28 protein-coding genes are annotated in these 25,750 nt (G+C 48.2%); 21 read left to right on the top strand and 7 right to left on the bottom strand.

What is annotated here, in order from left to right; all coding sequences use genetic code 11:
• The first annotated feature begins 59 nt into the window (after positions 1–59).
• From radA to tsaD, 9 genes are all read left to right on the top strand, one after another.
• On the top strand, positions 60–1,421 hold the full coding sequence (gene radA, locus F4X88_09555) for a DNA repair protein RadA (GenBank protein ID MYA56528.1): 1,362 nt from the start codon (positions 60–62) through the stop codon (positions 1,419–1,421).
• A 199-nt stretch (positions 1,422–1,620) separates the two neighbouring features.
• Positions 1,621–2,649, top strand: coding sequence for a TRAM domain-containing protein (locus F4X88_09550; protein MYA56527.1), 1,029 nt, complete (start codon positions 1,621–1,623; stop codon positions 2,647–2,649).
• Positions 2,609–3,310: a 2-C-methyl-D-erythritol 4-phosphate cytidylyltransferase gene (gene ispD / locus F4X88_09545; GenBank protein MYA56526.1), complete on the top strand. Its 702-nt coding sequence runs from the start codon at positions 2,609–2,611 to the stop codon at positions 3,308–3,310. The genes F4X88_09550 and ispD overlap by 41 nt, the downstream gene beginning before the upstream one ends.
• 133 nt (positions 3,311–3,443) lie before the next feature.
• Positions 3,444–3,917: a 2-C-methyl-D-erythritol 2,4-cyclodiphosphate synthase gene (locus tag F4X88_09540; protein MYA56525.1), complete on the top strand. Its 474-nt coding sequence runs from the start codon at positions 3,444–3,446 to the stop codon at positions 3,915–3,917.
• A 33-nt stretch (positions 3,918–3,950) separates the two neighbouring features.
• Entirely contained in the window at positions 3,951–5,381 is a 1,431-nt protein-coding gene (locus tag F4X88_09535; GenBank protein ID MYA56524.1) for a cysteine--tRNA ligase, read from the top strand.
• Positions 5,382–5,392: 11 nt separating this feature from the next.
• Positions 5,393–6,031 carry a hypothetical protein gene (locus tag F4X88_09530; protein MYA56523.1) on the top strand — a complete coding sequence of 213 codons (639 nt, stop codon included), beginning with the start codon at positions 5,393–5,395 and terminating at the stop codon, positions 6,029–6,031.
• A 104-nt stretch (positions 6,032–6,135) separates the two neighbouring features.
• Complete coding sequence (locus F4X88_09525; GenBank protein MYA56522.1) at positions 6,136–6,726, top strand: hypothetical protein; 591 nt, start codon at positions 6,136–6,138, stop codon at positions 6,724–6,726.
• Between the two features lie 103 nt (positions 6,727–6,829).
• Positions 6,830–8,032 carry a DNA-protecting protein DprA gene (gene dprA, locus F4X88_09520; GenBank protein MYA56521.1) on the top strand — a complete coding sequence of 401 codons (1,203 nt, stop codon included), beginning with the start codon at positions 6,830–6,832 and terminating at the stop codon, positions 8,030–8,032.
• Positions 8,033–8,185: 153 nt separating this feature from the next.
• Positions 8,186–9,274, top strand: coding sequence for a tRNA (adenosine(37)-N6)-threonylcarbamoyltransferase complex transferase subunit TsaD (gene tsaD, locus F4X88_09515; GenBank protein MYA56520.1), 1,089 nt, complete (start codon positions 8,186–8,188; stop codon positions 9,272–9,274).
• 128 nt (positions 9,275–9,402) lie between these two features.
• Here tsaD and F4X88_09510 read toward each other — a convergent pair whose 3' ends face one another.
• Positions 9,403–9,582, bottom strand: coding sequence for a hypothetical protein (locus tag F4X88_09510; protein MYA56519.1), 180 nt, complete (start codon positions 9,580–9,582; stop codon positions 9,403–9,405).
• Here F4X88_09510 and F4X88_09505 point away from each other — a divergent pair.
• Together F4X88_09505 and F4X88_09500 are read left to right on the top strand one after the other, a co-directional pair.
• Positions 9,571–10,215 (top strand): threonylcarbamoyl-AMP synthase, encoded by a 645-nt coding sequence (locus F4X88_09505; protein ID MYA56518.1) that lies wholly within the window; start codon positions 9,571–9,573, stop codon positions 10,213–10,215. The two genes, F4X88_09510 and F4X88_09505, sit on opposite strands and share 12 nt — an antisense overlap.
• On the top strand, positions 10,197–10,781 hold the full coding sequence (locus F4X88_09500; GenBank protein ID MYA56517.1) for a hypothetical protein: 585 nt from the start codon (positions 10,197–10,199) through the stop codon (positions 10,779–10,781). The genes F4X88_09505 and F4X88_09500 overlap by 19 nt, the downstream gene beginning before the upstream one ends.
• On the opposite strand, the gene F4X88_09495 is transcribed toward F4X88_09500, so the two are convergent.
• Positions 10,782–11,825: a Gfo/Idh/MocA family oxidoreductase gene (locus F4X88_09495; protein ID MYA56516.1), complete on the bottom strand. Its 1,044-nt coding sequence runs from the start codon at positions 11,823–11,825 to the stop codon at positions 10,782–10,784.
• A 467-nt stretch (positions 11,826–12,292) separates the two neighbouring features.
• Between F4X88_09495 and F4X88_09490 the strand changes: the two genes are divergently transcribed.
• From F4X88_09490 to F4X88_09445, 10 genes are all read left to right on the top strand, one after another.
• Positions 12,293–12,841: an NADH-quinone oxidoreductase subunit I gene (locus F4X88_09490; GenBank protein ID MYA56515.1), complete on the top strand. Its 549-nt coding sequence runs from the start codon at positions 12,293–12,295 to the stop codon at positions 12,839–12,841.
• A 21-nt stretch (positions 12,842–12,862) separates the two neighbouring features.
• Positions 12,863–13,414, top strand: coding sequence for a transcriptional regulator (locus F4X88_09485; protein ID MYA56514.1), 552 nt, complete (start codon positions 12,863–12,865; stop codon positions 13,412–13,414).
• Positions 13,415–13,658: 244 nt separating this feature from the next.
• Positions 13,659–16,466, top strand: coding sequence for a hypothetical protein (locus F4X88_09480; GenBank protein MYA56513.1), 2,808 nt, complete (start codon positions 13,659–13,661; stop codon positions 16,464–16,466).
• A gap of 24 nt (positions 16,467–16,490) precedes the next feature.
• A complete protein-coding gene (locus F4X88_09475) occupies positions 16,491–17,402 on the top strand; it encodes a hypothetical protein (GenBank protein ID MYA56512.1) in 912 nt (303 codons plus the stop codon).
• Between the two features lie 128 nt (positions 17,403–17,530).
• Positions 17,531–18,637: an XdhC family protein gene (locus F4X88_09470; protein ID MYA56511.1), complete on the top strand. Its 1,107-nt coding sequence runs from the start codon at positions 17,531–17,533 to the stop codon at positions 18,635–18,637.
• 5 nt (positions 18,638–18,642) lie between these two features.
• On the top strand, positions 18,643–18,993 hold the full coding sequence (locus F4X88_09465; protein ID MYA56510.1) for a hypothetical protein: 351 nt from the start codon (positions 18,643–18,645) through the stop codon (positions 18,991–18,993).
• Positions 18,993–19,754, top strand: a complete 762-nt coding sequence (locus F4X88_09460; GenBank protein ID MYA56509.1) for a hypothetical protein — start codon at positions 18,993–18,995, stop codon at positions 19,752–19,754. Before F4X88_09465 ends, F4X88_09460 begins: the two co-directional genes overlap by 1 nt.
• Positions 19,755–19,769: 15 nt before the next feature.
• Positions 19,770–19,997: a hypothetical protein gene (locus tag F4X88_09455; protein ID MYA56508.1), complete on the top strand. Its 228-nt coding sequence runs from the start codon at positions 19,770–19,772 to the stop codon at positions 19,995–19,997.
• A 2-nt stretch (positions 19,998–19,999) separates the two neighbouring features.
• On the top strand, positions 20,000–20,449 hold the full coding sequence (locus F4X88_09450; protein ID MYA56507.1) for a PIN domain-containing protein: 450 nt from the start codon (positions 20,000–20,002) through the stop codon (positions 20,447–20,449).
• An 11-nt stretch (positions 20,450–20,460) separates the two neighbouring features.
• On the top strand, positions 20,461–21,357 hold the full coding sequence (locus F4X88_09445; GenBank protein ID MYA56506.1) for a phytanoyl-CoA dioxygenase family protein: 897 nt from the start codon (positions 20,461–20,463) through the stop codon (positions 21,355–21,357).
• Positions 21,358–21,467: 110 nt separating this feature from the next.
• Here F4X88_09445 and F4X88_09440 read toward each other — a convergent pair whose 3' ends face one another.
• From F4X88_09440 to F4X88_09420, 5 genes are all read right to left on the bottom strand, one after another.
• Entirely contained in the window at positions 21,468–21,881 is a 414-nt protein-coding gene (locus F4X88_09440; protein MYA56505.1) for a DUF420 domain-containing protein, read from the bottom strand.
• 147 nt (positions 21,882–22,028) lie between these two features.
• Positions 22,029–22,907: a phytanoyl-CoA dioxygenase family protein gene (locus F4X88_09435; protein ID MYA56504.1), complete on the bottom strand. Its 879-nt coding sequence runs from the start codon at positions 22,905–22,907 to the stop codon at positions 22,029–22,031.
• A gap of 89 nt (positions 22,908–22,996) precedes the next feature.
• Entirely contained in the window at positions 22,997–23,800 is an 804-nt protein-coding gene (locus F4X88_09430; protein ID MYA56503.1) for a phytanoyl-CoA dioxygenase family protein, read from the bottom strand.
• A gap of 71 nt (positions 23,801–23,871) precedes the next feature.
• Positions 23,872–24,840 carry an amidohydrolase family protein gene (locus F4X88_09425; GenBank protein ID MYA56502.1) on the bottom strand — a complete coding sequence of 323 codons (969 nt, stop codon included), beginning with the start codon at positions 24,838–24,840 and terminating at the stop codon, positions 23,872–23,874.
• 39 nt (positions 24,841–24,879) lie between these two features.
• Entirely contained in the window at positions 24,880–25,569 is a 690-nt protein-coding gene (locus F4X88_09420) for a Uma2 family endonuclease (protein MYA56501.1), read from the bottom strand.
• Between the last annotated feature and the right edge of the window lie 181 nt (positions 25,570–25,750).

Genomic DNA, 25,750 nt, shown 5'->3' with positions numbered 1-25,750 from the left:
CGGAAAAGAATGTTAAAGACGCAAACTCACTTCACCGAACCGCAGGGTAAAATTAAAGAATGGCACGAGAGAGACGCAAATTTGTCTGTCAAGAATGTGGATATACAACCCCAAAGACGCTGGGACGGTGTCCGAGTTGTCGGAGTTGGCAGAGTTTCGCCGAGGAAGTAGAAACCCTCACCACACTCTCGAAACATCGGGATATCGGACAAGTGTCGCGGGAGCCCGAACCCATTTCGCAGGTTACAGCCAACGAAGTAGAGCGACATCTAACGGGGATGTTGGAGTTTGACAGAGTGCTGGGGGGCGGGATTGTGCCAGGCTCTGTGGTCCTTATCGGCGGCGATCCTGGGATAGGCAAATCTACGTTGTTGCTACAAGCCGGTGATGCATTGAGTCGGAACTATGGGGATGTGCTTTACGTTTCCGGTGAAGAATCTGTGAGCCAGACGAAACTCCGAGCGACTCGACTCGGCGTTGCCTCTGATACGCTTTATGTGCTGTGTGAAAACAATTTGGAGCAGATTGAAAAATATATTGAGGCGCGAGCCCCGAAGGTCGTCATTGTCGATTCTATACAGACGGTTTATTTATCGAGCATCCCATCTGCCCCTGGGAGTGTCACCCAGATTCGTGAGTGTGCAGGGCATCTCCTAATTTGTGCAAAGAATCGGAATATCCCTGTGTTTCTCGTTGGACATGTGACAAAGGAAGGGGCACTCGCAGGACCTCGCGTTTTAGAGCACATGGTCGATACTGTCCTCTATTTTGAAGGTGAACAACACCAAATTTACCGTATCCTTCGAGCAATCAAAAATCGGTTCGGTTCCACGAATGAGATCGGGATCTTTGAAATGCAAAGCGCAGGACTCGTGGATGTGATGAACCCATCAGAACTCTTTTTAAGCAACAGGGAGGCAGAAGTTTCAGGATCCGTCGTGGTTTCAAGTATAGAGGGGACCCGCCCCCTACTCATGGAGGTACAGGCACTCGTCGTGCCTACACATTACGGAAACCCACGCAATACAGCAGCTGGGGTGGACAGACATCGGATTGCTTTACTTATTGCAGTCCTAAATAAAAGGGTAGGGATTAACGTCGGGGATTCTGATGTTTTTGTTAATGTTACCGGTGGGTTGCGCATTGCTGAACCCGGGATAGACCTCGGCGTTATGATGGCAATATCCTCAAGTCATCGCGATCTCCCTGTGGATCGGAAGACTGTTGTGATCGGTGAGGTTGGGCTTGGGGGTGAAATTCGTCCCGTAACGCACGTGGAGAGACGGATCCGGGAAGCCGCGAAGTTAGGTTTTAGACGAGTGATTTTCCCTGAATATAATCGGAAAGGCTTGGAAATTGACGAAGATATTGAACTTGTAGGGGTTAGCGACGTATATGACAGTCTGGGGGCTTTGCTGTAATACGATTCGCTATGTGTTGATGGTAATAAAGCCTGAATGTGAGCGTTGTTAAGTCGGTTTGTTTACAGAATAAATCGTTAATTTATTTGGGCGCAGATACGGGTAGACAGAAGTATTTTGTGAGCATAAATAGAATCCGCGCCCGTGAGAGGCAGCACTGTTTTTCGAGTTACACGTTGCGTACAATGGAGCACAAAAAATGAAAGTTTGGGGTATCCGTCTCTTTTTTATACTTGCCAGTGCAGTCAGCTGCTATATCATTTACAGGGACCCAATTACAGCGATTGTCGGATGTGTCGTTGCCCTTCTCCTGATTGGGGCAGAAATGTGTTTGCGTACACCGAGCATGCGTAGCATCATTGCAAGTCTGATAGGGCTTGCTGTAGGTCTATTAATTTCTATCGCTATACTACCTCTGCTTTCGCAACTCGATGGTAATCTAAAGATAGTAATGGTTCTCAGTCTGGGTTACGTTGGCATGATGGTCGGTTATCATCTCTCTACGACATTGGATTTAAGTCAACTGTCGAGATCAAATACACCTGCCCGCCCTGGCGAGTCCCGTTCGGCTCAAGCTGCAAGTAATTTCAAAATTTTAGACACAAGTGTTATTATTGATGGGAGAATTCTTGAGATCTGTCAAACCAGATTTATCGAGGGAACGCTTGTCATTCCGCGGTTTGTTCTCAATGAGTTACAACATATTGCGGATTCAACCGAACCTCTCCGTAGAAATAAAGGACGCCGCGGTTTCGATATTCTCCGAGCACTTCAGAACAACCCAGCGATTGATGTTGAGATCTCAGAGGAGGAAGTCCCGCATTTGCCCGAAGTCGATGCGAAGTTAGTTCATCTCGCACAAAAGCGAGGCGCAACGATTATCACAAATGATTTAAACCTCAACAAAGTCGCTGAATTGCAGAGTGTGAAGGTCCTCAATATCAACGAATTGTCAAACGCTGTCCGTCCCGTTGTCATTGCCGGTGAGGTCATTCAAGTCCTCCTCCTTAAGGAGGGCAAGGAACCGAATCAGGGCGTTGGCTACCTTGATGATGGAACGATGGTGATTGTTGAAGATGGCAAGCCTTACATCGGAAGCACGCTTAACGTTGAAGTTACACAGATGTTACGGACGAGTGCAGGGCAGATGATTTTCACGCGAATAAAAGAACATGAAATGGACATTGATGAACAGCAAGGTGTGCGCTCTTATCCCCGCAGCTGGTAAGGGGAGCCGGATGGCGCATTCGGTGAAAAAACCTTACTTAAAATTGGCACAGAAGCCGATTTTGGCACATACGATTCAGCGGTTTGAGCAGAATAGTGCCGTGGATGCGATTTTCGTCATTGTTGACCGAGATGATTTTAGTGCGTGTCACGCTGCTGTGTTACATCCTGACCGATTTACAAAGGTCCAGACACTTGTTGAGGGGGGAGAAACTCGTCAGATGTCTGTCTATAACGGTATCCGTGCCTTGTCCGCAGATGTTGATTTCGTGATTGTCCATGATGGGGTGCGTCCTTTTGTGACGGATGAGATCATCTTTGAGTGCCTCGCCGCGGCAGACGAGTATGGCGCGGCTGTTGCAGCCGTGCCCGTCAAGGATACAATTAAAGTCGCCAACGCAGAAAGTTTCATTGTGGAAACACCCGGACGTGATCGGCTGTGGGCGGTGCAAACCCCACAGGTCTTTCGGAAATCTCTTTTGGAAGAGGCACATCAAGCCGCGCAAGCACGTCAACTCACAGCGACTGACGATGCCTCGCTTGTTGAACAACTCGGTTTTCCCGTTAAGCTCGTGAAAGGGAGTTACGCGAATCTAAAGATAACGACACCCATTGATTTGAAAGTCGCTGAAGTGTTGATCTCAGATGCTACCCTTTGGTAAATGGTTTTCGGTTCGGATGAATCAACGGTATGAGGTCTCCCTTATGGGCTTCCCCGTCTGCGAAAATCCTTTCGGTTTTCAGTAAAACGTTTTCATCTTTTAACTGATAACTGACAACTCTGTATGAGAAGAAATGCGAATAGGTATTGGTTACGACGTTCATCGGTTGGTCTCTGATAGAAAATTGGTTCTTGGTGGCGTTGAGATCTCCTATCATTTGGGATTGTTAGGGCATTCGGATGCGGATGTCCTGACCCACGCAATCGTAGATGCAATTTTAGGAGCAGCGGCACTCGGTGATATTGGCACACATTTTCCCGATACGGATGAGCGTTATCAAGGGATGGACAGTCTTATTTTTCTGGCAGCGGCTGCAGCAAAGGTGAGACAATGTGGCTACCAGATTGAAAATGTGGATAGCACAGTTATCGCACAGCGTCCGAAATTGGCTCCCTACATTTCGGAGATGTGTGCAAGACTTGCCAAAACGCTTGATATTGCTGTCGCACAGGTGAACGTGAAGGCTACCACAGCGGAAGAATTGGGTGTTGTCGGCGAAGGGAAAGCGATTGTCGCACACGCTACCGCCTGTCTTTCTCGGATATAGATGTTTTTTTTACAGGAGCTCATAATTTAAAATATGAAGATCTATAACTCACTGAGTCGACAATTGGAGGATTTTGTCCCGCTAAATCCTGAACAGGTATCTATCTACAGTTGTGGTCCAACTGTTTACGATTACATTCACATGGGCAACGCACGCACTGCTTTAGTAACAGATATTGTTCGGCGTTATTTGGTGTATAGAGGGTACAAAGTTAAACTGGTTCAAAATTTGACGGATATTGATGATAAGATTATCAATCGTGCGGCGGAATTGGGTGTGTCTGCAAAGCATCTCGCGCATCAGAACGGGGAAGCCTTCTTTGAGGATTCCCAACGCCTCGGTATCCATTGTGCGGATGTCCACCCGAAAGCAACCGAACACATCCCGGAAATGATAAGTTTAATTCAGACCCTGATTGATAAAGGGGCGGCTTATGTTATTGATGGGAGTGTTTATTACCGCGTGAATCAATTTGCTGAATATGGGAAACTTTCTGGTCGAAAGCCAGAGGATCTCCTCGCTGGTGCGCGGGTTGAAGTTGATGAACGGAAGGAGGACCCGCGGGATTTTGATATGTGGAAAGCCGCGAAACCGGGTGAACCTGCTTGGGAGAGCCCGTGGGGTAAAGGCAGACCGGGATGGCATATAGAATGTTCTGCCATGGCGATGAAACATCTCGGTGAGACAATTGATATTCACGCAGGGGGCGAAGATTTACTGTTTCCACACCACGAAAATGAGATAGCACAGAGCGAATTGGCGACGGGGCGCACCTTCGCACGATACTGGATGCACATCGCTTTTTTGAAGATTGATGGCAGGCGAATGGGCAAATCGGAACACAATTTTATCCTGCTACGAGACGCTCTCGACCATTATCCCACCGAAGTGATTCGTCATTTCCTGCTTTCCGCACATTACCGGCACCCACTTGACTACAATCCGGAGAGTTTGGCGAAATCGGAAGGGGCGCTCAGGCGTTTGAACAACTGTTTGGACACGTTGAAAAAATATGAAGGGAGTAAGGACGAGGTCCCCTCTTCCAATCTGGACAGGGAAACCCTGCCCCTACAGGAGGCAGTCCAAACGATGAAATCGCGGTTTGTTGAGGCGATGGATACAGACTTCAACACCGCACAAGCACTTGGGGCTATTTTCACGCTTGTTGGCGAAGTCAACAGATCGCTTGCCACTTCTGATGGCGCAGCTGCCCCTGTTTTCGCGCAAGCCTATCAGGCGTTGACTGAAATCTGTGGGGTGCTCGGAATTTACGATATGGATGCCGAAGATGACAACAACGTGGAACAACGCGACGAACTCATTGCCCTACTATTGGACGTCCGACAGGAGGCTCGAAGCCGCAAAGATTGGGATACATCCGATAAAATTCGGGACAGGCTTAAAGAACTCAACATTGAAATCCAGGACACCCGTGAGGGGGCTACTTGGAAAATTGTATCATAAGGAGTAAGAAGATGATTTATCGACCCATTGCGTTATTTTCAGTGTTCTGCTTGGTTTCCGTTATTTTCATAGGGTGCGCCGCGCTCTTCTCAGAACAGGAGTGGAGCGAAAATTATGCCCTCATGGAAGGGGTATCGGCGACAAGTCCACAGATGATTGATGGCAAATTGAACACGATTGGGGAAACCACCTTCCCCGCAGGATCGCAGGGATTCATTGGTGCAAATCCTGCTTCACAGGTCATAATTACCTTGCCGGAAAAAAAGACTATCCGTCGGATTGTCGTGCATTCGGACAATTTAAGTGAGTTTGATATTTACGCCGATAAAGGCAGCATCGCCGTTGATGCGGATTGGCAGTTAATTAAGGATGTCCGGAGCGTCAAACAGAATCCGATTAAGATTGCGCTGCTGATTCCGTTCCCGACAGATCGTATTCGGTTACGCGTTTTAGGCACGAAAGATGACGCGCTCTTGAGCCGACAGGAACGGGCACGCTCTGGGGGCAGAGGCTGGAATATCGGGAGTCGGCGCGCCGTCGGAAAAATTCGAGAAATTGAACTTTACGGTTATAAAACCGCTGAACAGGTCGAAGAGGAACAGGCTACCGATAAGCGTGAAAAAGAACTTGATGAATTGCTCGATTTGTAGTAACATAAGATAGAACATCAAGGTGGTTGTTTCTACAATACCGCCTCAATTTCATACTATAGGAAACGGCATCTGTGCCGTTCTCTGCAACAAGGAGGCAATACATGCGTTTCGGATTATTGATACTGACCCTCTGCGTAGTAATTGGGATGTCGGGCTGTATCCTCGCATCGAATCCAGCTCTTAACTTGAGCAAGAACATCGCACTTGATGCGACAAGCGAGGATGTAAAGTACCATGACGACAATATCTATTCGATAGGAGAGACGGGTCCTATTCTCGAAGATGGCAAGGATGAGGCATCCCAAATGGAGTCGGATAAATACACGGAGGCTGTTTTGAGATGGCGGCAACCCCAGACGATTCAACAGGTCGTGGTGAAAGCCGAGCCGGGGCAACTGGAATTCTTCGCCGTTCAGTACATGAATGATGAGGAAGAATGGATTACGATGAAAGAGGTTCGCGACAACATGCGTCCGGTGTATAGATTCACTTTGAAGGATCCGATTGTGACGACGAAGTTTCGTCTCAAAGTGCCGCGCCGTTGGGACTCGCGTCGCGTCGGTGGGGCGAAACGCTCAACCCGTGGCGAAACTGGAGCCCCCACTGCGCAAGAATATAAAAAGATTCAGGAAATTGAAATCTATTACGTGCTCCCACCGGATCCGATGGAAGCTGGCACAGCAGAACAGTAATACCCCTTTTCAGAGGTTATCGGTTATCAGTTAAAGTGGGTTGGGTTCAATCCGCCCCTCTCTTAACTGATAGCTGACAACTGAGGACTGACAACTATTAAAAATGCTGTCTAACGAGACAATCAGTCTAATTCATTTAAATCTAATTCAAGGTGTAGGTCTCAAAACCGTTCAACGCTTACGTGACGTTTTTGGTAGCACAGAGCGAGCCCTTCGGGCAGCACCGGGCGAAATCAGAAAAATAGATCAGCTTTCGCCAGCAGTCCGTGACCTCTTAATTCACAAGCCTGTTTTGTATCCAATAGAACGTGAGCTTGAATTGATACAGACATACGGTTGTCAGGTTGTAACACTCTATGATCCCGCATATCCACCCCACTTAAAAGAGATTGACACACCCCCATTTGTGTTGTATATAAGGGGGGAACTGGTCCCAGCAGACGCCATAAGCGTCTCTGTCGTCGGTTCCCGAAACGCGAAGGATTACGGGCGAAAGGTGAGTTACCGCTTGAGTTACCAGATCGCGCAGCGCGGTTTAACGGTGGTGAGCGGTTTCGCGAAGGGTATTGATACCGCAGCCCATCGCGGCGCACTTGAAACTGGCGGTAGGACAATCGCGGTGATGGGAAATGGATTAAGTCTTATCTATCCTGCAGCGAACAGGGACCTCGCTGAGAAAATTGAAACATCTGGGGCGTTAGTTTCAGAATTCCCGATGGCAGCCAGACCGAAGCCGAGAAACTTCCCGCGTCGGAACCGTATCATTAGTGGATTGACGCTTGGAACTGTTGTGGTAGAGGCATCAAACCGTAGTGGCGCGTTGATTACCGCCCGTCTCGCCGCTGAGCAAAACAGAGAGGTGTTCGCCGTCCCGGGTGAGATTTTTTCTCAACTCTCAGCGGGTACCCACAAGTTAATTAATGAGGGTGCGAAACTCATTAACACTGTAGACGATCTGCTCAACGAGTTGCCCCCTTATGTATTAAGCCAAATTCAGCCCCAGGCATCACCATCGCCGGTGCCAAATATGGAGGCAGTGCCTACACAACCATCCCCTACTGCGCAGCATAATACGGGCCCAGCCCCCCCGGAATCTATTCCTGAAGCACCGCCACCTCCACCCGATTTAACACCTGATGAGAAAACGATTTTTGAGGCGATTGGAGTGCCGTCATCACATATTGATACCCTTGTTCGGACGACACAACTCCCGATTAGTCAGGTGTCAAGTGTGCTTCTAATGTTGGAGCTTAAAGGTATTGTCCAACAGTTGCCAGGGAAGCAATTCACTAAGACTAATCAATAACTTATTTCACGATGGAAATCAACTTTCTGCCCGTTTGCAGTTAAACCAGGAATCTTAAAGAAAAACACCTTTCATAACCATGGGCAGTTGGAATTAACCAAAAACCCGTTCGTAAGGGAATGGAGAACGGTCCAGGGGCCCATAATTAAAAAGATGAAGATACTCGGTATAGATACCTCATGTGATGAAACCGCCGCTGCAGTTGTTGCTGATGGTAGAGATGTACTTTCCAACGTCGTTGCTTCACAGATTGAAGTCCACCAAGAATACGGGGGCGTTGTCCCGGAACTCGCATCGCGTAAACATATTGAGGCGATAAACTACATCGTGAGTCGGTCGTTGGCAGAGGCGGATGTCACATTCAAGGACTTGGAAGCGATAGCCGTAACGAATCGTCCCGGCTTAATCGGAGCATTGCTCGTTGGAGTTGCCGCGGCAAAAAGTCTTGCCTATTGCCACAATCTGCCACTCCTCGGCATTAACCACATTGAAGGGCATATCTATGCGCCCTTTTTGGCGCAGCTTGCAAGCCAAAACTTGCTATCGAAAAGTATGGTACATGACGCCCTGACATTCCCGCATATCTGCCTCACGGTTTCTGGTGGGCACACATTGCTCGTTGAGGTTCACGAAGGGTGGCAGTATAAGGTGTTGGGGGGGACGCAAGACGATGCCGCCGGTGAAGTCTACGATAAAGTCGCGAAGTATCTCGGGCTGGGTTTCCCCGGCGGAAAAGTAATTGATGACCTCGCACAGAAAGGGGACCCTGCAGCGATAAAATTTCCGAGACCAATGCGGAATACGGACGATTATCAATTCAGTTTTAGCGGTATCAAGACCTCGGTGCGCTATTTTGTGGAGAAGGCACGACGCGCAGGTCTACTTGTGGAGAATGGACGAGCGGATGTAACACCGATGAACCGTGATATGATAACTATTGAAGATATTGCTGCCAGTTTTCAAGCCGCTGTCGTGGATGTGCTTGTTTACAAGTCGATTCGCGCCGCGAAAGCCACTGGTGCCAAGGCGATAACCTTGACAGGTGGCGTTGCCGCAAATAGCCAGCTGCGTGCTTCACTCAAGGTCGCCGCTACGGAGATTGGGGCAGAGGTCTACTATCCGCCGATGCGTCTGTGTACGGATAACGGCGCAATGATCGCGGGAATCGCTTACCAGAAATATCAGCAGGGACTCCGAGATGAGCTCTCTCTGAATGCGACTCCGAACGGATCTCTTGTCTGATCCGCCACAAGACGTAAATCCGTAATGAAATTAGGTTCTCCTTAAATGGCATAATTTGTCCCCCATACGCTATTCGCTATGGGATGGCTTCAGTTTTCTGCATTTACATTTGGAGGGGTTTTTACGAATCAACGCTGAATGCGCGTATGGCATTCAGCGGGGTGTTTCTTCAGTTCTACATGAAAAGCCATCAACTTACGAATCACCTGACCGAACCGCAAGGAAAAATTAAGAATCTGTTTCTTTAGCACATCAGCCAAAACCGTAGCCCGTAATGTAATGGAGGGCGGTTCTACGTGAAAAGCCATCAACTTACGAATCACCTGACCGAACCGCAAGGAAAAATTAAAATAGCTGTCCAATGCCTAAAGGCAGGGGGTATTGTCGCTATCCCGACCGACACCGTCTATGGGTTAGGTACCGACCCATTTAATCCGAGTGCCGTCCAGAAACTCTATACAGTCAAAGGGCGACCGGATGGGAATCCGATTCCGCTTGTTCTCAGTTCCGTTTCGGATATCCATCGCTTCTCTCGAAACCTACCGGATTTCTTCTTCCACCTCACAGATCGGTTTTGGCCCGGTGGTTTGACGATCGTGATTGAAAGCAAAGGGCTGCTGCCCGTGTTAACGGCTGGCGGGAATACTGTTGGGGTCCGAATCCCGAACAATCCGCTGCTTTTGGAAATCCTCCAAGCGTTTGGCGGACCGATGGCAATAACGAGCGCGAATCTCTCTGGAGAACCGCCAGCCACCGCTGTCGAAGAAATTGGTAAAGAACTCGGCTCACGAATTGATATGATTGTCGATGGCGGGAAGACCCCGGGTCCCATCCCTTCTACAGTTTACGACATTTCCGTCTCGCCGCCACTCGTTCGACGACCCGGCGTAATTTCAGAGGAAACACTCGCCAAGGAGTTCGCGTGCTACAACAAGCGTTAAAGCAACTGCTGCAATTCTTAGCCACCCCCACAGGACAGTGGGTGCTCCTCGGCTGCGTCAGTTTTATAGCGTTAGCAATCGTCTATAACAGAAAAAAACAGATTCCGGGGTTGACGGTAGCGGTGATCCCGGAGGATACGTGGTTTATCAACCGTGACGACAATCATCGCCTCGCCATCGTTGTTTCTTTGCACCTGATTAACAAATCAAGCGCGCCTATCCGGATTCGGGGATGTAAACTGAGTGGATATTCACCGAAACCTCCGCCTGAAAAGTTGTTCTTACAGGGGCATGATACGAGTGTTGCGTTGGCGTACCCAAAGCACGACCTCTTTGTTGATGTTGGGGGGCATCCATCCGAACATACTTCAGAGTACGTTCTGAACCCTTACACCGAGCAACGTATGTGGGTTTTTTATCACTCCGGTATTGTTACAATGACAAATATGCTTCGCGCCCCGATTGTACTCAGAGACGTAAATCGGAAACGCAAGTCTATCCAAATAGCTGTGCCTCGCAATATGGAGCAGATTCAACTCTATCGCGAGGCAGCAATGCGATGGTAATTAATCGAGTTCGGACAGTTTAACGGTTCTGCCGCCTGCTTCTGCCGACATGTCGGAGGCGAAGACAACGCGGTGTGTTTCATAAGCCGTGTCAAAATCGGTCAATGGCATCGGTTCATTGCGTCTGATGCTATCTATGAACGCTTGGAATTGCGGTTCGTATGGATGATCGCTGACATCGCCAGAATCAATGAGCGAGGTCTGAAGCGTACTCCATCTACTCTTATCCATACCGTGAAGTTTCGCGGAATAGATACGGTTGTCGAGAAGACTCCCCTCACTTCCAACGAGGTGGATATGGAAGTAGTAAGGTTGTAAGCAATCAACACAGGAGGTGACTTTCCCGATTTTTCCGCCACCTTCAAACTTAAGGAGGCTGACGCTCGTCGTTTTATATTCGTAGGGTTGAAAATCCGCGCCGGTGGATTGCGTGTGGTAGCTCGTTACTTCTTCGACGTTTCCATCCATGAAAAAGAGAAGAGCATCAAGCGCATGACATCCAGCGGTGAGCAGGGTGCTACCGCCAAAGTCTTTTTTGATGTTCCATTCGTATTGTCCGTACCAGGGTCCAATGCCGTGGTAATAATCGACTTCGGCATAGTGGAGTTCCCCGAGCAATCCGTTGTCGATGACGGAGCGAATCATTGTAAAATGTGCACTGTATCGACACTCGAAGCAGACACAGACGTTGACGCCTGTGCTTTTAACAGCATCACGGATAGCTTTCGCATCTGCGTGTGTAAGGCAGATCGGTTTTTCTATGATGAGATGTTTTCCCGCTTCGGCAGCAGCGATGGCTTGTTCGGCATGAAACGGATGTGGCGTGCAAATATCGATGATGTGGACATCCGGATCCGCGAGCATTTTTTCAAAATCGGTATAGGCTTTAAGAGGTGTTCCATAAGTTTCTGCCAATGCAGATTCATCGTGTTCTCGACGTGAACAGATGGCGGTAACATCCGAACCTGTAACGGCTTTGAAGGCTTCGATATGGGCACCGGCTACCCAACCGAGCCCAACAATTCCAACGTTTAAATTATCCATTTTACGGCTCCTTTGCGTCCCGCAGGCGATGTCGAGTGTAACTTCTCAAGCATATATGGATAGAATCCAAACGCTCACGGGTAATTGAGAATATTATATCACGAATGGAGATTTTTAAAGTGAAAAATTGCAGATTCATTCAGTTCTTCTATACGGACAATCTCCATATCGCGGACCCTTCAATACAAGTAACAGAAACTGAGGCTAAATGGATGAAAAAAATGAGTTGATATAATTTTGGGTTTCTTATATAATTACTGTAGTTTGGATAATTTCTACGGGGTTTATGATCCGTTTTCAAAACATTTCTGATTTTTCTAAAGGTTACTCATGCAAACCCAACTCACAGAAAAACAAACGTTGATGTATCAAAGCACAGCCCCAGCGGTGCGACAGGTATAAAAATAAATGTTAGAGTCAAGTATAAGGTCTGAAACCGATAATCATAGGAGGGAATCAGTAGCAGAATGAAAGTTAACGAAGAAATGTCTTTTTGGGATAGACTCTATATCCCTGCGTTGATTAAGGGGATGTTTACGACCCTGAAACATATCCCGAAGAAAAAGTTGACCTATCAGTATCCAGAAGATCCTCGGAGTGTGGATGAACGCAACGATAGGTACCGCGGTATTCACAAACTGACGGTGACAGAAAAAGACGAAATCAAATGCGTAGCGTGTTTCTTGTGCGCAACTGCCTGTCCTGCGGATTGCATCACAATTCAGGCGGCACCAGCCCCGGAAGGTTGGCAAACCAAGGAAGGCTATCCGCGCGAGAAATACCCGGATGTCTTTGAAATCAATATGCTCCGTTGCATATTTTGTGGGTATTGCATTGAGGCTTGCCCTGAAGATGCTATCCGGATGACAGGATTAACGCTCCCTCAATACTTCCGTGAGCGTCAAAAAGAGGGGGAGAGTCTTGGAAGTGCCCGCAGTGACTTCATCTTTGATCGGGACATGCTCGTCGCGAACAACGACATCCCGCAGCAAGGGCTGAGTGTTGAGGCGAAGTAGGTGAACCGATCCAGACAATCGATGGCATCATACGCTCCCTTCCCCCATAAGAAGTACAGCATCATATACGCCGATCCGCCGTGGGATTACAAAGGACAACTCCAGCACACAGGAAGTGGAGGTAGGGAGAGTGGCGGTGCGATTCGACACTATCCCACTATTCCCGTGTCAGAAATGAAGACATGGGATATTGCCTCAATTAGCGAAGAGAATTGTCTGCTTTTTATGTGGAGCTCTTCTCCGCATCTCGACCAGGCGATTCAGCTCGGCACGGCGTGGGGATTTCAGTGGGCAACAGTCGCTTTTGTCTGGGATAAGCAACGCTTGAACCCTGGTTTCTACACGATGAGTCAATGTGAGTTATGCCTTGTTTTCAGACGTGGGAACATTCCACAACCGCGAGGCGCGAGGAATATGAGGCAACTCGTGCAGGCTAAACGAACACGCCACTCTGAAAAACCTGAGGCAGTGCGTAAACGGATTGAGAAAATGTTTCCCCACCAGTGTAAGATTGAACTATTCGCACGAAAACAGTATCAAGGCTGGGATGCATGGGGACTCGAAATTCACTAATCTTGTCAAAGCCTGTTGTCCCTTTCGCACATTAGCTAAGCTGATAAAGCGGGAGCAGAAATATTTATTTTTTTATTACTTCGGTTGACATAAGCACAAATAGTTATCAGTTACAAGAGAGTGTTTTTGCTTAGGGGGTTCCCTGTTAAACGAAAACCTCTTCGCTGACAACTGAAAGGGTTGCGTAGCAACCCGCACTGACAACCAATCATTTATTTGAAAGGCGTACAATCGAATCGACCCAATGCAAGGATTATCACTTAATTTTCGTTCGGAAACGCTTTTAGCGCTAACTGATAAAATCAAATCCAGTATTGAGGGGCGGATGAGTTGGGGAGATACCTTTGGTTTAGGGCTTGGTGTGAAGTCAGATAAGCATCTGATCGTTTGGACACCAAAAGAGAGCTCAGAGGGCGACATTCTACCCGGTTTTGACTCAGAAGATAGTAAGCTTACAGTAAAGATGCGGCCGCGTCCAGGCGCATGGGTTTCCTGGATTGACGAGGCGAAGATCACAGCCGAGACACAGGACGACTATGACCGGGTCCATAGAAGTATACAAGAATTGGAGCGGAACGCGCGCCAAATCACAGATTTCGCCGATGGCAGTGTCTCAGATATTACGATTCAAAACTTGGGAAAATCCCTAACGCTTTCCGAACTCGCTCAGGATGTTTTAAAAACACGTTTGACGATACCCAGTACCGTCAAAACGGGGGGCTATGTACTCGCAAATATAGGGGAGGCTGATACTGAGATCCTGCCCCCGGCGACTGTTATCGTTCCAGAGCAAACCCACATTCATCGCGTTCATCTCAATGAAGACGCGCTTTTTGACCAAATACTCGCCCAGGACTACAGGCTGCTTCTTGTGGTCATTAGAACTCATATTAAGCAGTATCCCGATCTCATTGATTTGGGATACAGTTTAACACTTCATACGCGACTGTCTAATGTATTCGAGGAGCCAGACGCAGAGACCTCGGAGGCAACTAAGGAAGCGACGGATCCCATTCAAGTGCTTGCCACAGGGGCGGTTTACGATCCTCTTGAACCCGAGACGTTGCGATTAGTGCCTGTTGCGTTCAGCGCACCTGCTGACGAAATTGAAACCGAAATTCGCGACAGTTCAAAGAAAATCGAAACCTACACGGTGAAAGCCAACCAGAATGCCTATCAACTCATGGCGCAATTCCAACAGGGTGTGGAAACCCGTTTGAGAGCGCTTGTCCTTGGCCCTGGGCAACGCGTCCATAATAAGGTATGGGACGATCTGGTGATCCGTGAATTACGGAACACTATGCTCACTTTCGTCGAATTCTATGAGGAATATCTCACCGAGCATTTTGAGGCATCAATCGCAGCGCCGAAAATCGAAGAGCTCAAAGAGAATATTGATCCCATGATAGAATTTTGGCAGTTACAGGATAATCAGCAGTTAACCCTGAATCACCTTATTCAATCCTCCTACAAACTGGCGAATCAGGTACTCGATCGAGCTGCTGGATTGTTTCATGATCTGGTGTTTGAAGAGGACTTCATTGAAACCGGGCTTGTCAGGCAGGTGGATCTCTCAGTTTTCGAGAATAACGAGCTCTTAAACGAAATTTACTTGCCACAATGGACGCGTGGAACCGTCCGTGAGAAGATGGCAGGTATTACGCTTCGCTCAACTTTACATGCAACGCAGGTTGAACGGTTGACGAACATCTGGTTGGAATTGCTGGAACTCGCGAACTTCGCAAGTCAGAACAGGCAGGATTTTGAAGTCGTTATTCAACCGTTAGTCAATCTCCTATTAGCCACGAAAGCAGAGAAATCAACGCAGCGCCGAAGTCAGCAGGCACAGCAGCGAGGGAGGGCTACCAATTTTGCTGGTTTTGAGATTCCTGATAAAATTGTCGAGCAAATCCTTGATCATGTTAAACTGCATTTACCAACGATAAAACAGTGGTTGCAGAATATGCCTTCAGCCGTTGATGAGCAACAGCATTACGCGACTTTGTGGGCGTTGGTGCTTGATGGACGGCTCCGTGAGCAGCTTTTGGCGAATATTCAACCGACCTGTGATATTAATCTGAGTGTACCCGACCAGACCAAAAGGTTAATCAATCTTATGCTCGGCAGCGCGCTTATTATTCAAGCCGAGAAAGACCGCAAGTCAATAGAGCGTAACCTGAACCGGGCGGTTATCTCAAAGACTGGACACGAATTGGCGAATGTCACAACAGCGGCAATGCTGGCTATACATGGAGATGCCCTGCTTGCAATACTTTACGAGGAATTGCTGGGGTATCATGACACTTTGGCAAAGCGGGCAGATAGACTCACGCATCCCCCTCAAAAAGGGAAGAAACGGAAGCGTGGGCAATCGCGAGAGAACGGTGCCGCGAATGCTGAGGCGATTGAGGCGGAACAGCAAAAAGTTGAGGAACTCATGGCTTTCCTCAGACCCTACCGCCAAGAAGAAGTTATCATCACTTTAGCGACAGCCGGTATTGATCCCCGCGCCATTAACCTTGAGGAGATTCGGAAGCAGCAGGTCCTCAGTTTCGATGTCAGTGATTTACCCGCTATAGGTGAAACATGGCTCGGTGATAGCAAGAGCGTCGGAGATTATCCAAATTTGCGAGTGTTCCTCCTGCAAAATCAACTCCCGATATCGACAACTGGCAGGTTGCTTATGGAATTGCGACAGCAATTTCCGGATGAACTTTTCAATCATGTCTTAGGGCTCATCCAAGAGGTAAAGGCACTCCAAGGCAATGATTTTAAGGGCGATCTGCTCAATCAGTTTGTCGCCTATATTTCCGAGAAGGTGTGGCGATGGGAGTTGACACAGATTACGGAAGCCGAACTTCCACTTTTGCTGAAAGAAAAGGTGATCGCATCGGCGATCTGTTATGAAAAAGAGGTCGATAGTTTACTCGAATACGTTGAGCGTTACGATGAACTGGTATCTACAAAACTATCAGCAGGTTCAGAAATGGACAACCATCGTCAATATATTGAGGAACAATTTCAAGCAATCGTTGAAACCCTTTTAGTGTAATTTATAACTATTGTAAGGTGATAGATGAAAGTCGCTTTATTGGGCAACAGTCAGTTAGCCGTCTCGACTGCCTGGGGCTTGTGTCAATCAGAGACGGCACGTGAAGTCGCCTTTGTGTCGGATGCAACGTCGAGCAAGAATAGATTTGTTCATCCAAAAGAGGGCACACCGGCATACCTCCAGGATCTTGTGGAAGCGAATGCTTTGAGTGCAAGTGACACCGCGATTTCCGTTTTCAATTCATTAGAGGGGATGGCGAATGCAGAGGTAGTTGTGCTGTTGCCACCAGTCGGTCAATCGGGTTTTCGGTCTCCCCAAGCCTCAAAGACGACAGGTATCGCCCTCGTTCGGCGGCTTGTAACCGGAATCCAGCAGTATGCCGCGGATGCCAAAATTCTGGTAGCAATATCACCTACGAATTACATCGCTGCGTGGATACATCAGACACTCGGCGACGGGCAGATTATTGGACTCGGAAATGGGGCTGCTACAGCGCACTTAGCCTCTGAAATTGCGAAACGTGTTGATGTGTCCGTGAAAGACGTGATGGCTCTGGTGATTGGGAGTGATCAAGAGACGTACCCACTCCCACAATACTGTCGGGTGAACGGCATTCCGCTCGCACAACTCATCTCGGAAACTGACATTGAAAGTCTCTGTGCAGTCGTTGCGCAGCGTTCCCCGTATGCCGTGAGCGGCGAATGGACATTGGTAAGTCATATTTTGCAAATTGTTTCGGCGATTGCGCTTGATAAAAGACGCGTCATGAGTGTCGGAACACGTGTCTCAGCGGGGACAACATCTGTTTACCTGAATGTTCCCGCACAGGTCGGATACGACGGTGTTGCCACTATTGTCCCACTTGAGTTGACCGATCAGCAACGCGAACAGTTTAAAAAATTAGTCGGGCAGAGTGCGGAAGACCAAATTCTATAAAAGGGTCATGGTATAAGGTGTGTTCCCCGTTTGTTGTGCGAGTTGTGTGAAGTTTAAGTATTTAAATTCGGTGTGCTGGCTGCTAACGGCTCTTCTTCTGACAACTAATAACTGATAACTACGAAACGATGAGAGAAATATACCAAAAAATTCCAGAACTAATAGAGACCTCCCAAGTCGGAGCGTATTGCACTGTTGTAGAGACGAAAGGGTCAACCCCGCAAAAGCCCGGCTCGAAGCTTTTGATTCTCCCAGATCTGCGGAATATTGGGACGCTCGGCGGCGGCTGTGTTGAAGCCGAAGCGCGGCGACAGGCGATCGGACTCATGCAAGACGGTGTGCCGCGGCTCCTTGAGTTTCAATTGGATAGCGATTACGGTTGGGATGATGGGCTTATCTGCGGCGGAAATATGAAAATCTTTATCGATTTGCCGAAGACATCCGCCGAAGCCGACATGTTTGAGAGACTTCAAACGTTGAATGCCGAAAAAATTCCACTCGTCTGTGCAACGATCGTGGCGAGTGAAAAGCAGGGCATTGATGTTGGCATGAAGATGATCTTTGCGGACACGGGAGAGCATATCGGCACGTTAGGCGATCCGGCTTTGGAAGCGGCAGTGGAGGCAGAGACAGCGAAGGTACTTGCACGGAACAGTGCAGGCTTGTTTCAGGAGAATGAGACGGCTTCGGTCTTCTTGGAGCCGCTACAACCGAGACCGACCTTGCTCATTGCAGGGGCAGGACATGTCGGGCAGGCACTCTGTCATCTTGGGAACTGGTTGGATTTCGATATTGCGATTGTTGACGATCGCGCCGACTTTGCCTCTGCTGAACGCTTGCCGGAGGCGGACGAAGTTATCATCGGAGATATCGCAACAGAACTCCAAAAATATCCGATCACGCCACTGACGTATGTCGTGATTGTCACCCGTGGTCATCAACACGATGAATCCGCACTCCACAGTGTTGTTGAATCGGATGCCGGGTACATCGGTTTAATTGGCAGCCGTCGCAAAATTAAACTGATATTTGACGATTTGCTGGAGGCAGGGATTTCCAAGGAAAGACTTCAACGGGTATACGCACCCATCGGGTTGGATATTAACTCGAAAACAGTGCCGGAGATCGCAGTCAGCATCGCATCGCAGCTCATTCAGATCCGCAACGCCGCTGACACTGTTGGCACTTTTGACGCACAACCCGCGCGAATGCCGACCGTTAAAATAGCGGGGTGAAAAAAATGAAGAAGATTCAGATAACAGAGGGCAAAGTCTATACGCTTCCCGAAGTGATAGACTTTGTAAAACAGACGTTAGACCGCGTTGGTGAAAAGTCTACTCGGGACCCACTGCGATTTTCGTCCATCGATGTCTATTGGTTACTTTTTGATATGCTCCAGTATGTGAACAGGAATGTCCCCGGTGAATTTATCCTCCTCCAGACCGAAAAAGACACTTACCGAGTAACTTATGCGACTGAAGATGTTGGGAAGCAGAAATCGGATAGGAAACTCAAGTCAGAGGTAAACCGAACGGCAAAGTATCTTGAAGAATTGACCGGCAGGAAGCCATCATGGGGTGAAAAAGAGTAATGGAAATCATAAGTTGGCTAAATGCAAATGATGGTGCTATAATAGGAATTGCCACTGTTGTGCTTGTGGGTATAACCGGTTATTACGCCTATCTGACGTGGCGGATGCTAAAAACGAATAATACACCTGAAATTGCTATTTCACTCCGTCCTCACGAAGCATACCTCCCTTGTGTTATGCTGTGCATAGAAAATATAGGAACAGGCGCAGCTCGTAAACTCGAATTCCAAACAGACCTTTCTTTTTCAGCGGATGGTGAAATAGCCCTTGAGGAAGTTGGATTCCTTAGAGATGGAATCGATTACCTTGGCCCAGGGCAAAAAATTGAACATTTTCTGGTAAGTGTACTAGGCAAATTGGATGAGCTAAAAAAAACACCGCTTGAGATCGGCGTTACCTACACGGATTCGGTGAAAAGTGCATATCAATGCGCCTTTCATCTTGATTTTGGCGAGTACGAGGGCTACTCACGAATCGGCAAATCACCCCTCTTTGAAATAGCCGAGGCTACCAAAGACATTCAGAAAGATTTACACTATCTAACCACTGGTATGCATAAACCCATAATTCTCACGAAGCCTTTATCTGATCATCGTCTGGTGGGATATGCTACACCTCTGATGAGGCGAATGGTTAGATTTCCTAACGAAATTCAACAAGAAATTTTAAAGGAAATCGAAACTGTGATTAGCAAGCGAGAACAGGAAATTCATGAAAAAGAGCAAGATGAGGAGCAACCAACTGACCAAAATTCCTCATGAAAGGGGATGAAACAGATGACGATTACAATTTATACATACCCTAATAATAAGGGGAGGCTCTTGGAGATTCCTGATGATGGGACGGAGCCAGTAATGGATAGCAATCAACAGTTATCACCTAAAGAGTTTGCTGCGAGACTGGATGCGTTCACAGCCAAATTTACGGAGCTTGTCGGTCCTGATGTGCCACCGTTATCGGACTATGCAGTGAGTCGAGAGGGCATATACGAAGATCATCCATAGTCATGATTTATTTAACGGATACCAATGTTTTGTTGAGGTTTGCGCGTCATACCGACGCAAGTTATCCAATTATTCAAATGGCTGTGCGTAAATTGCAAGCAAATGGACACCAGTTACAGACCACGTCGCAAAATGTCGCGGAATTTTGGAACGTATCAACCCGACCCACCAGTCGAAACGGATTTGGACTCACGCCTTATGAAACAAACGGGCTCTTACAAGACTTAGAAGAGACTTTCCCTTTGCTGTTGGATTTCCCTGATGCATATTCTATATGGAGGCAGCTTGTCGTGAAGTATGATGTGTCAGGTGTTCAGGTTCATGATGCACGTTTGGTTGCCACAATGCTTGTCCATGACGTAACACACATCCTGACTTTCAACACACAAGACTTTATTCGCTACGCGCCTGAAGGAATTATCGCTATTGATCCATCTGAAGAAATAAATTAAAGAGGTGTTTCATGAACCAGGAACCTAAAGTAACAGTTGAAGATATTGAGATGTCTGTGGAGGCGTTAGATGTCCAGAAAGCCGCAGACATCTTTGAGGAACACGGGTGTCTCGTCGTGCGCGGGTTGATGGCACCTTATATTCAGGCGATCCATGCGGACATTGAAGCCGCCGCGGTGGAATCCATATCTTTGCTTGACAAAGCAGAACAGATTGTCGAAGGATGGCGCACCCCCAACGGCACGCTCTTCCTACCAGCACCAGAAGGCTACGAACGCGATAAACAGATTATGGTTTTGGCGATAGGTTATCAGACGAGTGCTGCGTTCTTCCAATCCGCGCTCGATGAAACGACAGTCAATCTTGTGGAGGCGATCTTGGGACCGAATGTGGAGATCTTTGGGAACGGACAGTGCCTCTATAAGGAGCCGGTTGGCGGACACCCGAAACATCTACATCAAGATTCTGCCTATTTTGAACACCGCTATCAGGGACCCGTCGGAATTCTGAATTACGTCGTGGATACGGACTTGGTAAATGGGGCGTTACACGTCGTGCCGGGTTCACATAAACTCGGACAACTCAAGCATATTGATACGTTCTCACACCTCGGTCTCGCAGAGGATGAGTGGCCCTGGGAGAGCGCACTTCCAGTCTCTGGCAAAGCCGGGGATTCAATCTTCTTCAATGTCAAGACAGTGCACGGCTCCAAACAGAATATGTCGGATAAGCCGCGTCCGATTTTCATCAACCGCTACCGCCGAACAGATGATTATGTCATCATTGGTGGCACAACGACAGCAAACCGGGCAGAGGCAGAGAAACGAGCCGCCGCCGCTGAGGAAGCGAAGAAATCTAATAGTGATCGAGGTCTAATGTTGCGCGGGTTCCGTCCTTTTGATTCATAGAGACAATCTGTAAGTGTGTAGGAACGCAATTTATGGCGCGTGACAGGCGATAAATTACTTTACGACGAACCTGAGTGCTTGTAGTGGAATAAGGATCATACCATCTGTCTCTATAACTGATACAGCATGAGATAGATAATCACGCCTGTTACTGAGACGTATAACCAGATCGGAAAAGTAATCTTTGCGATACGACGGTGCTTCTCAAACTGCTCACGCCACGCCAAGTAAAGGGTCCGCAACGCCAACGGCACTATCACGAACGCCAAGATAATGTGCGAAATGAGGATAGTGAAGTAGACCGGACGAATCCACCCCTGCTTTGTAAACGGCTTTGACCCGGCGTGGTAGTGGTAGATAACGTAGCAAACCAGAAAAAGCACAGACACACCAAAAGCTGCGAGCATGCAGTTCTTATGTGCCGTAATTTTTCGTTGTCGGATTTGCACATACCCAATCGTCAGCAGAATGCCACTGATTGTGTTCAGTGTGGCATTGACCGTCGGCAAATCTGAGATCTCAATCATTTTTAATTATTCCTTGCGGTTCGGTCAGAGAGGTTGGATAAATAACGTTCCTTTCCGTATACTCGCCTGCGCCGTTGTTGCAGGCTACGGGTTTGGAGTTAGCAAAAACCTCTTAACTGAAAACTGAAAACTCTTTTTTACCTTCTACCGGGGCCACCGATAGGCTTGCGCTCCCTTAGAATTCTCTAACGCAAATTCCCACCGTTGACACCACGTTTCGTATTGCGTATTACCCGCTTCTGGTCGCAAACGGCTCCGCATCAGGAATGCCGGATAGAAGGGTCTTCCTGTCGGTTGGTAGACATCGTGATACCGCAGATCGAAACTCCATCGGATGCTCTCCGATTCGTTCGGTTTCGCACTATGAAGCGTATAGTTATGGAACAGAATGACACCGCCAGCCGGGATCGGCAACGGTTGTGGTGTGAGGTTATCGGGTTGATATTCCGGTGGAACCGCCAGTCCAGCCGACGACCAATCGTGCTTGTAAAGTCCTCTCTTATGGCTACCCGGCATAACCTGTAAGCACCCGTTTTCCAACGTCGCATCCACAATCGGAATCCAAACAGTTAGCATGAAGTAGGGATCAGTGTCGGGCCAGCACACCCCTGCGTCCTGATGCCAAGGCGTAGGTGCCCGTTGTGAGCTCTTTTTCGGCAGGACGGCACGGATATGTTGGATCGGATTGCAAATGATTTCGGAACCCACGAAAGACTCGGCGATGTCGAGGATTTTCGGGTTCTTGAGGAAGTTGAACGTCGCTTCACCGCGCGCTTGCATGATGTCCAGATTCGCCGTTATCTCGGGTGCCTCCTGTGAGAGATGGAGCAACCGTTCTGTGAAAGGTTTATCGGCGTGCGTCTCTGTAACCTTCCCTTCCGAGTGCAATTTCTCGGCACGTTCCGCGATAATTCCCTTATATTCGTCAATCACAGGACCCAGGTCGTTTTCATCAAGTGCGTCTTCAAGCAGTAGATATCCGTTGTCGTGAAAGAAGGAAACTTGAGATTCAGTCAAACGCATGAGTGCGTCCTCCTTGCACGGAGGCACGCATAGTCATCGCGTGACCTCCGAATTGTGTTGTAGGGTGTGGCTTGCAAACCCCTATTGCACTATCCCCATCGCTGTTCGGGTGGATCGAAGACAAATCCATGAAAGAATTTCCGCTGTTCGGGTGAGAGTTGCGTGTTGTAAAAGTCTTTGGGATACCCCCAATGTTCCTCAGAGGCAATCATCCACGGGTGCTCATAGGCGTAATAGAGCATTTCACGAGAACCCTCCGATTTTGTGAAGATACCGGCGGAATGCCAGATGGCGTTATGGAAGAGAATCGCACTCCCCGGTGGGGCGCATACCTCCAAAGCACCCGGATATTCATAAGGATGCCGCAGGTCTTCATGGCTTGGATCATACAGTGCCGTGTGGCTCCCCGGTATGAGCCACAGATTGCCTTGACCGCCTTCTGTCATATCGGTCAGATAATAGCCGATTTTGAGTTGCAAAAACGGAATTGGACGTAAGTTACGGTAGCCTTCATCGTGTCCATCGATATGCCACCCCATCGAACGTTCCATTAAATCGGAAGCGTGCTCAACAATGGCATCCGAAGCGTGATGGTGCGGCATTTTATTCAGCAACCCTATGACATACGGCAGAATCGGTTGCCAATCCAGGAGTTCCAAAAACGCCGGATGGTCTCCGAGGATGTAGAAGATGCGGGTACTTTTCTCGCCATGGATGTGTGTCATTCCGGTTTCGGTTAACCCTTTCTCCTCGCATTCCCGTCGCTTTTCAATGACTTCAGCGAGGGCACTCCTGAGTGTTTCAACGTGGAAGGGTGCCAGGAAGTTGTCCAAGACGAGATAACCGTTATTTTCAAAGAAAAACTTTTCAGCATCAGTCAGTTCGTATGACATGTCGTAAACCCTCTTCTCTTTCGTCTCTTTCGCTATTTTCAAAAGTTCGCTTTTCAGTTTCTCGTATTTTACTACAAATCGAACAATTTTATGGCGTTTTCACTGAAAATTCGCGCTTTATCTGTTTCAGGGATCGGCATCTCCTCAATTAAACGGACAAATCGAGGCATATCCACCCATGGATGGTCTGTTCCGAACAGTAGACGATCTGCACCGGAATACTCGTAAGCATATTGTAGTGCTTGTACCGATGGCGACACAGTGTCCAAATAGATACGTTGCAGATACACACTCGGCGATTGTGTTATGTGCTCTCTGGCTCTCCCTAATACTTCCGTCTGATGGTCAATCCTACCGCTCATATAGGGCAGGATACCCCCAACGTGGGGCATCACGATTTGGAGGTGTGGGTGTCGTTCGAGAATCCCGCTTAGAATCAGTCGCAACAAGGCGAAACTGTTGTCCACCTGTAACCCCATCATACCGATCATCCAGTGGTCCTTGATGGCTTCACCCCACGTTGGGACCGTCGGATGCATCACAATGGGCATCCGAAGTGTTTCGGCATGCGTATAAACCTGTTCAAATTGCGGCGCGTCAACCGGTTTCCCTCCGATATGTGAATAGAGCATGATCCCGCGAAAACCGAGTCCCTTCACTCTGTCCATTTCTATGATGGCTTCATCTGGATTTTGCCACGGCAGGCATGCCAGTCCTGCGAATCGGTTTGGATGGGCATCCACGAGTTCAGCGATGGCATCGTTGATCGCTTGCGCGCCCTTGTTTCCTAATTCAGGTGCGAGCATACAGGGTGGGGGTATATTGGTACTGAGCAGTGCCATATCGACCCCTGCCGCATCCATATCCTTGAGTTTTCGCTTCGAATCGTAGGCTTCATCTTGGAGGCGAAATGTTTGGACATCGCCGTATGTAACGACAGCCTCGTTCCCGCGGCGGATGACTTGCGGCGGGTGTGGGTTCTGGGCAAGGATTTCAATATAGGTGTCTGGAAATATATGGCTCTGGCAGTCGATACGCATTTTTTTCAGTCAGTATTCTCTGATTTTGCGTCCGTCTTGTCAACGTGAGTCGCGTGATTGTAAACGTGCAAGTTGTTCTCGGAGCTGGGCGACTTCTGCTTCTGCTTGTTCCGCGCGTGCGGCTTCCTGTTCCGCGGGTGTTTGAAGCCACGTCTCGCCTACTGAGTCATAGATACCTAAACCTTCATCCATCATCTGAAACGTTAGCCCTAAAACCGGCGACATCACACCTCCGTCGGCATTTGGTCGAATCGCAACATATTCACCCGCCACTAATTCAAAACCCATCAATGGGGTAGGAAGATACAGACCCTCGATATCACATAAAAAGTAGTTCTGCATCCCTAATTCTGCATAAAGTGCTCGCTTCCGACCTAAGTCATTTCGATAAGTGCCTTTACTCGAAAACTCCATAACAAACTCAGGCACTTTCCCCTCATTCCATACCTGATACGTCCGCCGAAACTTCTGACCGATTCCGAAGGTGACGAGGACATCCGGTGAAACCGATTTCTGCGGGACCCCCTCCTCGTAATACATCATTATATCGCCAGAGACATACACCCCTGGCTCCGACGCAAAATGAATTTCAAGTGTTTGTAATATCCGCGTAAGCCAATATCTGTGGTGATCGCTTACTGCCATAGGTTTACCATCCGTATCAGGATATAGGTCTGTATCATCTGTCGGTGCATGGGGGATGGTTGCACCTTTCGTATAGGTTACCATCGATGTTCCTCCTTTTCCATGAGATGCATGAAAAACAGATGTTTATAGTATAACCGATTTTCTACCAGCGGTCAAGCCAAGATATTTAAATCGTGGCAATTCACGATACCTTGTGCTATCTTTAAACATTAGGACTTACGCAATAATGTTTGACATAACCTCATAGAAGGGGTAATATGTT

The organism is Candidatus Poribacteria bacterium (assembly GCA_009839745.1).
Lineage (GTDB): Bacteria > Poribacteria > WGA-4E > WGA-4E > WGA-3G > WGA-3G.
Note: the sequence above shows the minus strand (reverse complement) of the source record. Positions and strands in the feature narration are given on the sequence as shown.

Excerpts from the sequence above, each read along its gene's own strand:
- ispD (MYA56526.1), top strand. The coding sequence starts at position 2,609 with ATGAACAGCAAGGTGTGCGCTCTTATCCCCGCAGCTGGTAAGGGGAGC.
- F4X88_09510 (MYA56519.1), bottom strand. The coding sequence starts at position 9,582 with ATGGCTTTTCACGTAGAACCGCCCTCCATTACATTACGGGCTACGGTT.
- F4X88_09460 (MYA56509.1), top strand. The coding sequence starts at position 18,993 with ATGGAAATCATAAGTTGGCTAAATGCAAATGATGGTGCTATAATAGGA.
- tsaD (MYA56520.1), top strand. The coding sequence starts at position 8,186 with ATGAAGATACTCGGTATAGATACCTCATGTGATGAAACCGCCGCTGCA.
- F4X88_09445 (MYA56506.1), top strand. The coding sequence starts at position 20,461 with ATGAACCAGGAACCTAAAGTAACAGTTGAAGATATTGAGATGTCTGTG.
- dprA (MYA56521.1), top strand. The coding sequence starts at position 6,830 with ATGCTGTCTAACGAGACAATCAGTCTAATTCATTTAAATCTAATTCAA.
- radA (MYA56528.1), top strand. The coding sequence starts at position 60 with ATGGCACGAGAGAGACGCAAATTTGTCTGTCAAGAATGTGGATATACA.
- F4X88_09550 (MYA56527.1), top strand. The coding sequence starts at position 1,621 with ATGAAAGTTTGGGGTATCCGTCTCTTTTTTATACTTGCCAGTGCAGTC.
- F4X88_09535 (MYA56524.1), top strand. The coding sequence starts at position 3,951 with ATGAAGATCTATAACTCACTGAGTCGACAATTGGAGGATTTTGTCCCG.
- F4X88_09490 (MYA56515.1), top strand. The coding sequence starts at position 12,293 with ATGAAAGTTAACGAAGAAATGTCTTTTTGGGATAGACTCTATATCCCT.
- F4X88_09485 (MYA56514.1), top strand. The coding sequence starts at position 12,863 with ATGGCATCATACGCTCCCTTCCCCCATAAGAAGTACAGCATCATATAC.
- F4X88_09540 (MYA56525.1), top strand. The coding sequence starts at position 3,444 with ATGCGAATAGGTATTGGTTACGACGTTCATCGGTTGGTCTCTGATAGA.
- F4X88_09525 (MYA56522.1), top strand. The coding sequence starts at position 6,136 with ATGCGTTTCGGATTATTGATACTGACCCTCTGCGTAGTAATTGGGATG.
- F4X88_09455 (MYA56508.1), top strand. The coding sequence starts at position 19,770 with ATGACGATTACAATTTATACATACCCTAATAATAAGGGGAGGCTCTTG.
- F4X88_09495 (MYA56516.1), bottom strand. The coding sequence starts at position 11,825 with ATGGATAATTTAAACGTTGGAATTGTTGGGCTCGGTTGGGTAGCCGGT.
- F4X88_09425 (MYA56502.1), bottom strand. The coding sequence starts at position 24,840 with ATGCGTATCGACTGCCAGAGCCATATATTTCCAGACACCTATATTGAA.
- F4X88_09530 (MYA56523.1), top strand. The coding sequence starts at position 5,393 with ATGATTTATCGACCCATTGCGTTATTTTCAGTGTTCTGCTTGGTTTCC.
- F4X88_09450 (MYA56507.1), top strand. The coding sequence starts at position 20,000 with ATGATTTATTTAACGGATACCAATGTTTTGTTGAGGTTTGCGCGTCAT.
- F4X88_09470 (MYA56511.1), top strand. The coding sequence starts at position 17,531 with ATGAGAGAAATATACCAAAAAATTCCAGAACTAATAGAGACCTCCCAA.
- F4X88_09480 (MYA56513.1), top strand. The coding sequence starts at position 13,659 with ATGCAAGGATTATCACTTAATTTTCGTTCGGAAACGCTTTTAGCGCTA.
- F4X88_09475 (MYA56512.1), top strand. The coding sequence starts at position 16,491 with ATGAAAGTCGCTTTATTGGGCAACAGTCAGTTAGCCGTCTCGACTGCC.
- F4X88_09435 (MYA56504.1), bottom strand. The coding sequence starts at position 22,907 with ATGCGTTTGACTGAATCTCAAGTTTCCTTCTTTCACGACAACGGATAT.
- F4X88_09465 (MYA56510.1), top strand. The coding sequence starts at position 18,643 with ATGAAGAAGATTCAGATAACAGAGGGCAAAGTCTATACGCTTCCCGAA.
- F4X88_09420 (MYA56501.1), bottom strand. The coding sequence starts at position 25,569 with ATGGTAACCTATACGAAAGGTGCAACCATCCCCCATGCACCGACAGAT.
- F4X88_09430 (MYA56503.1), bottom strand. The coding sequence starts at position 23,800 with ATGTCATACGAACTGACTGATGCTGAAAAGTTTTTCTTTGAAAATAAC.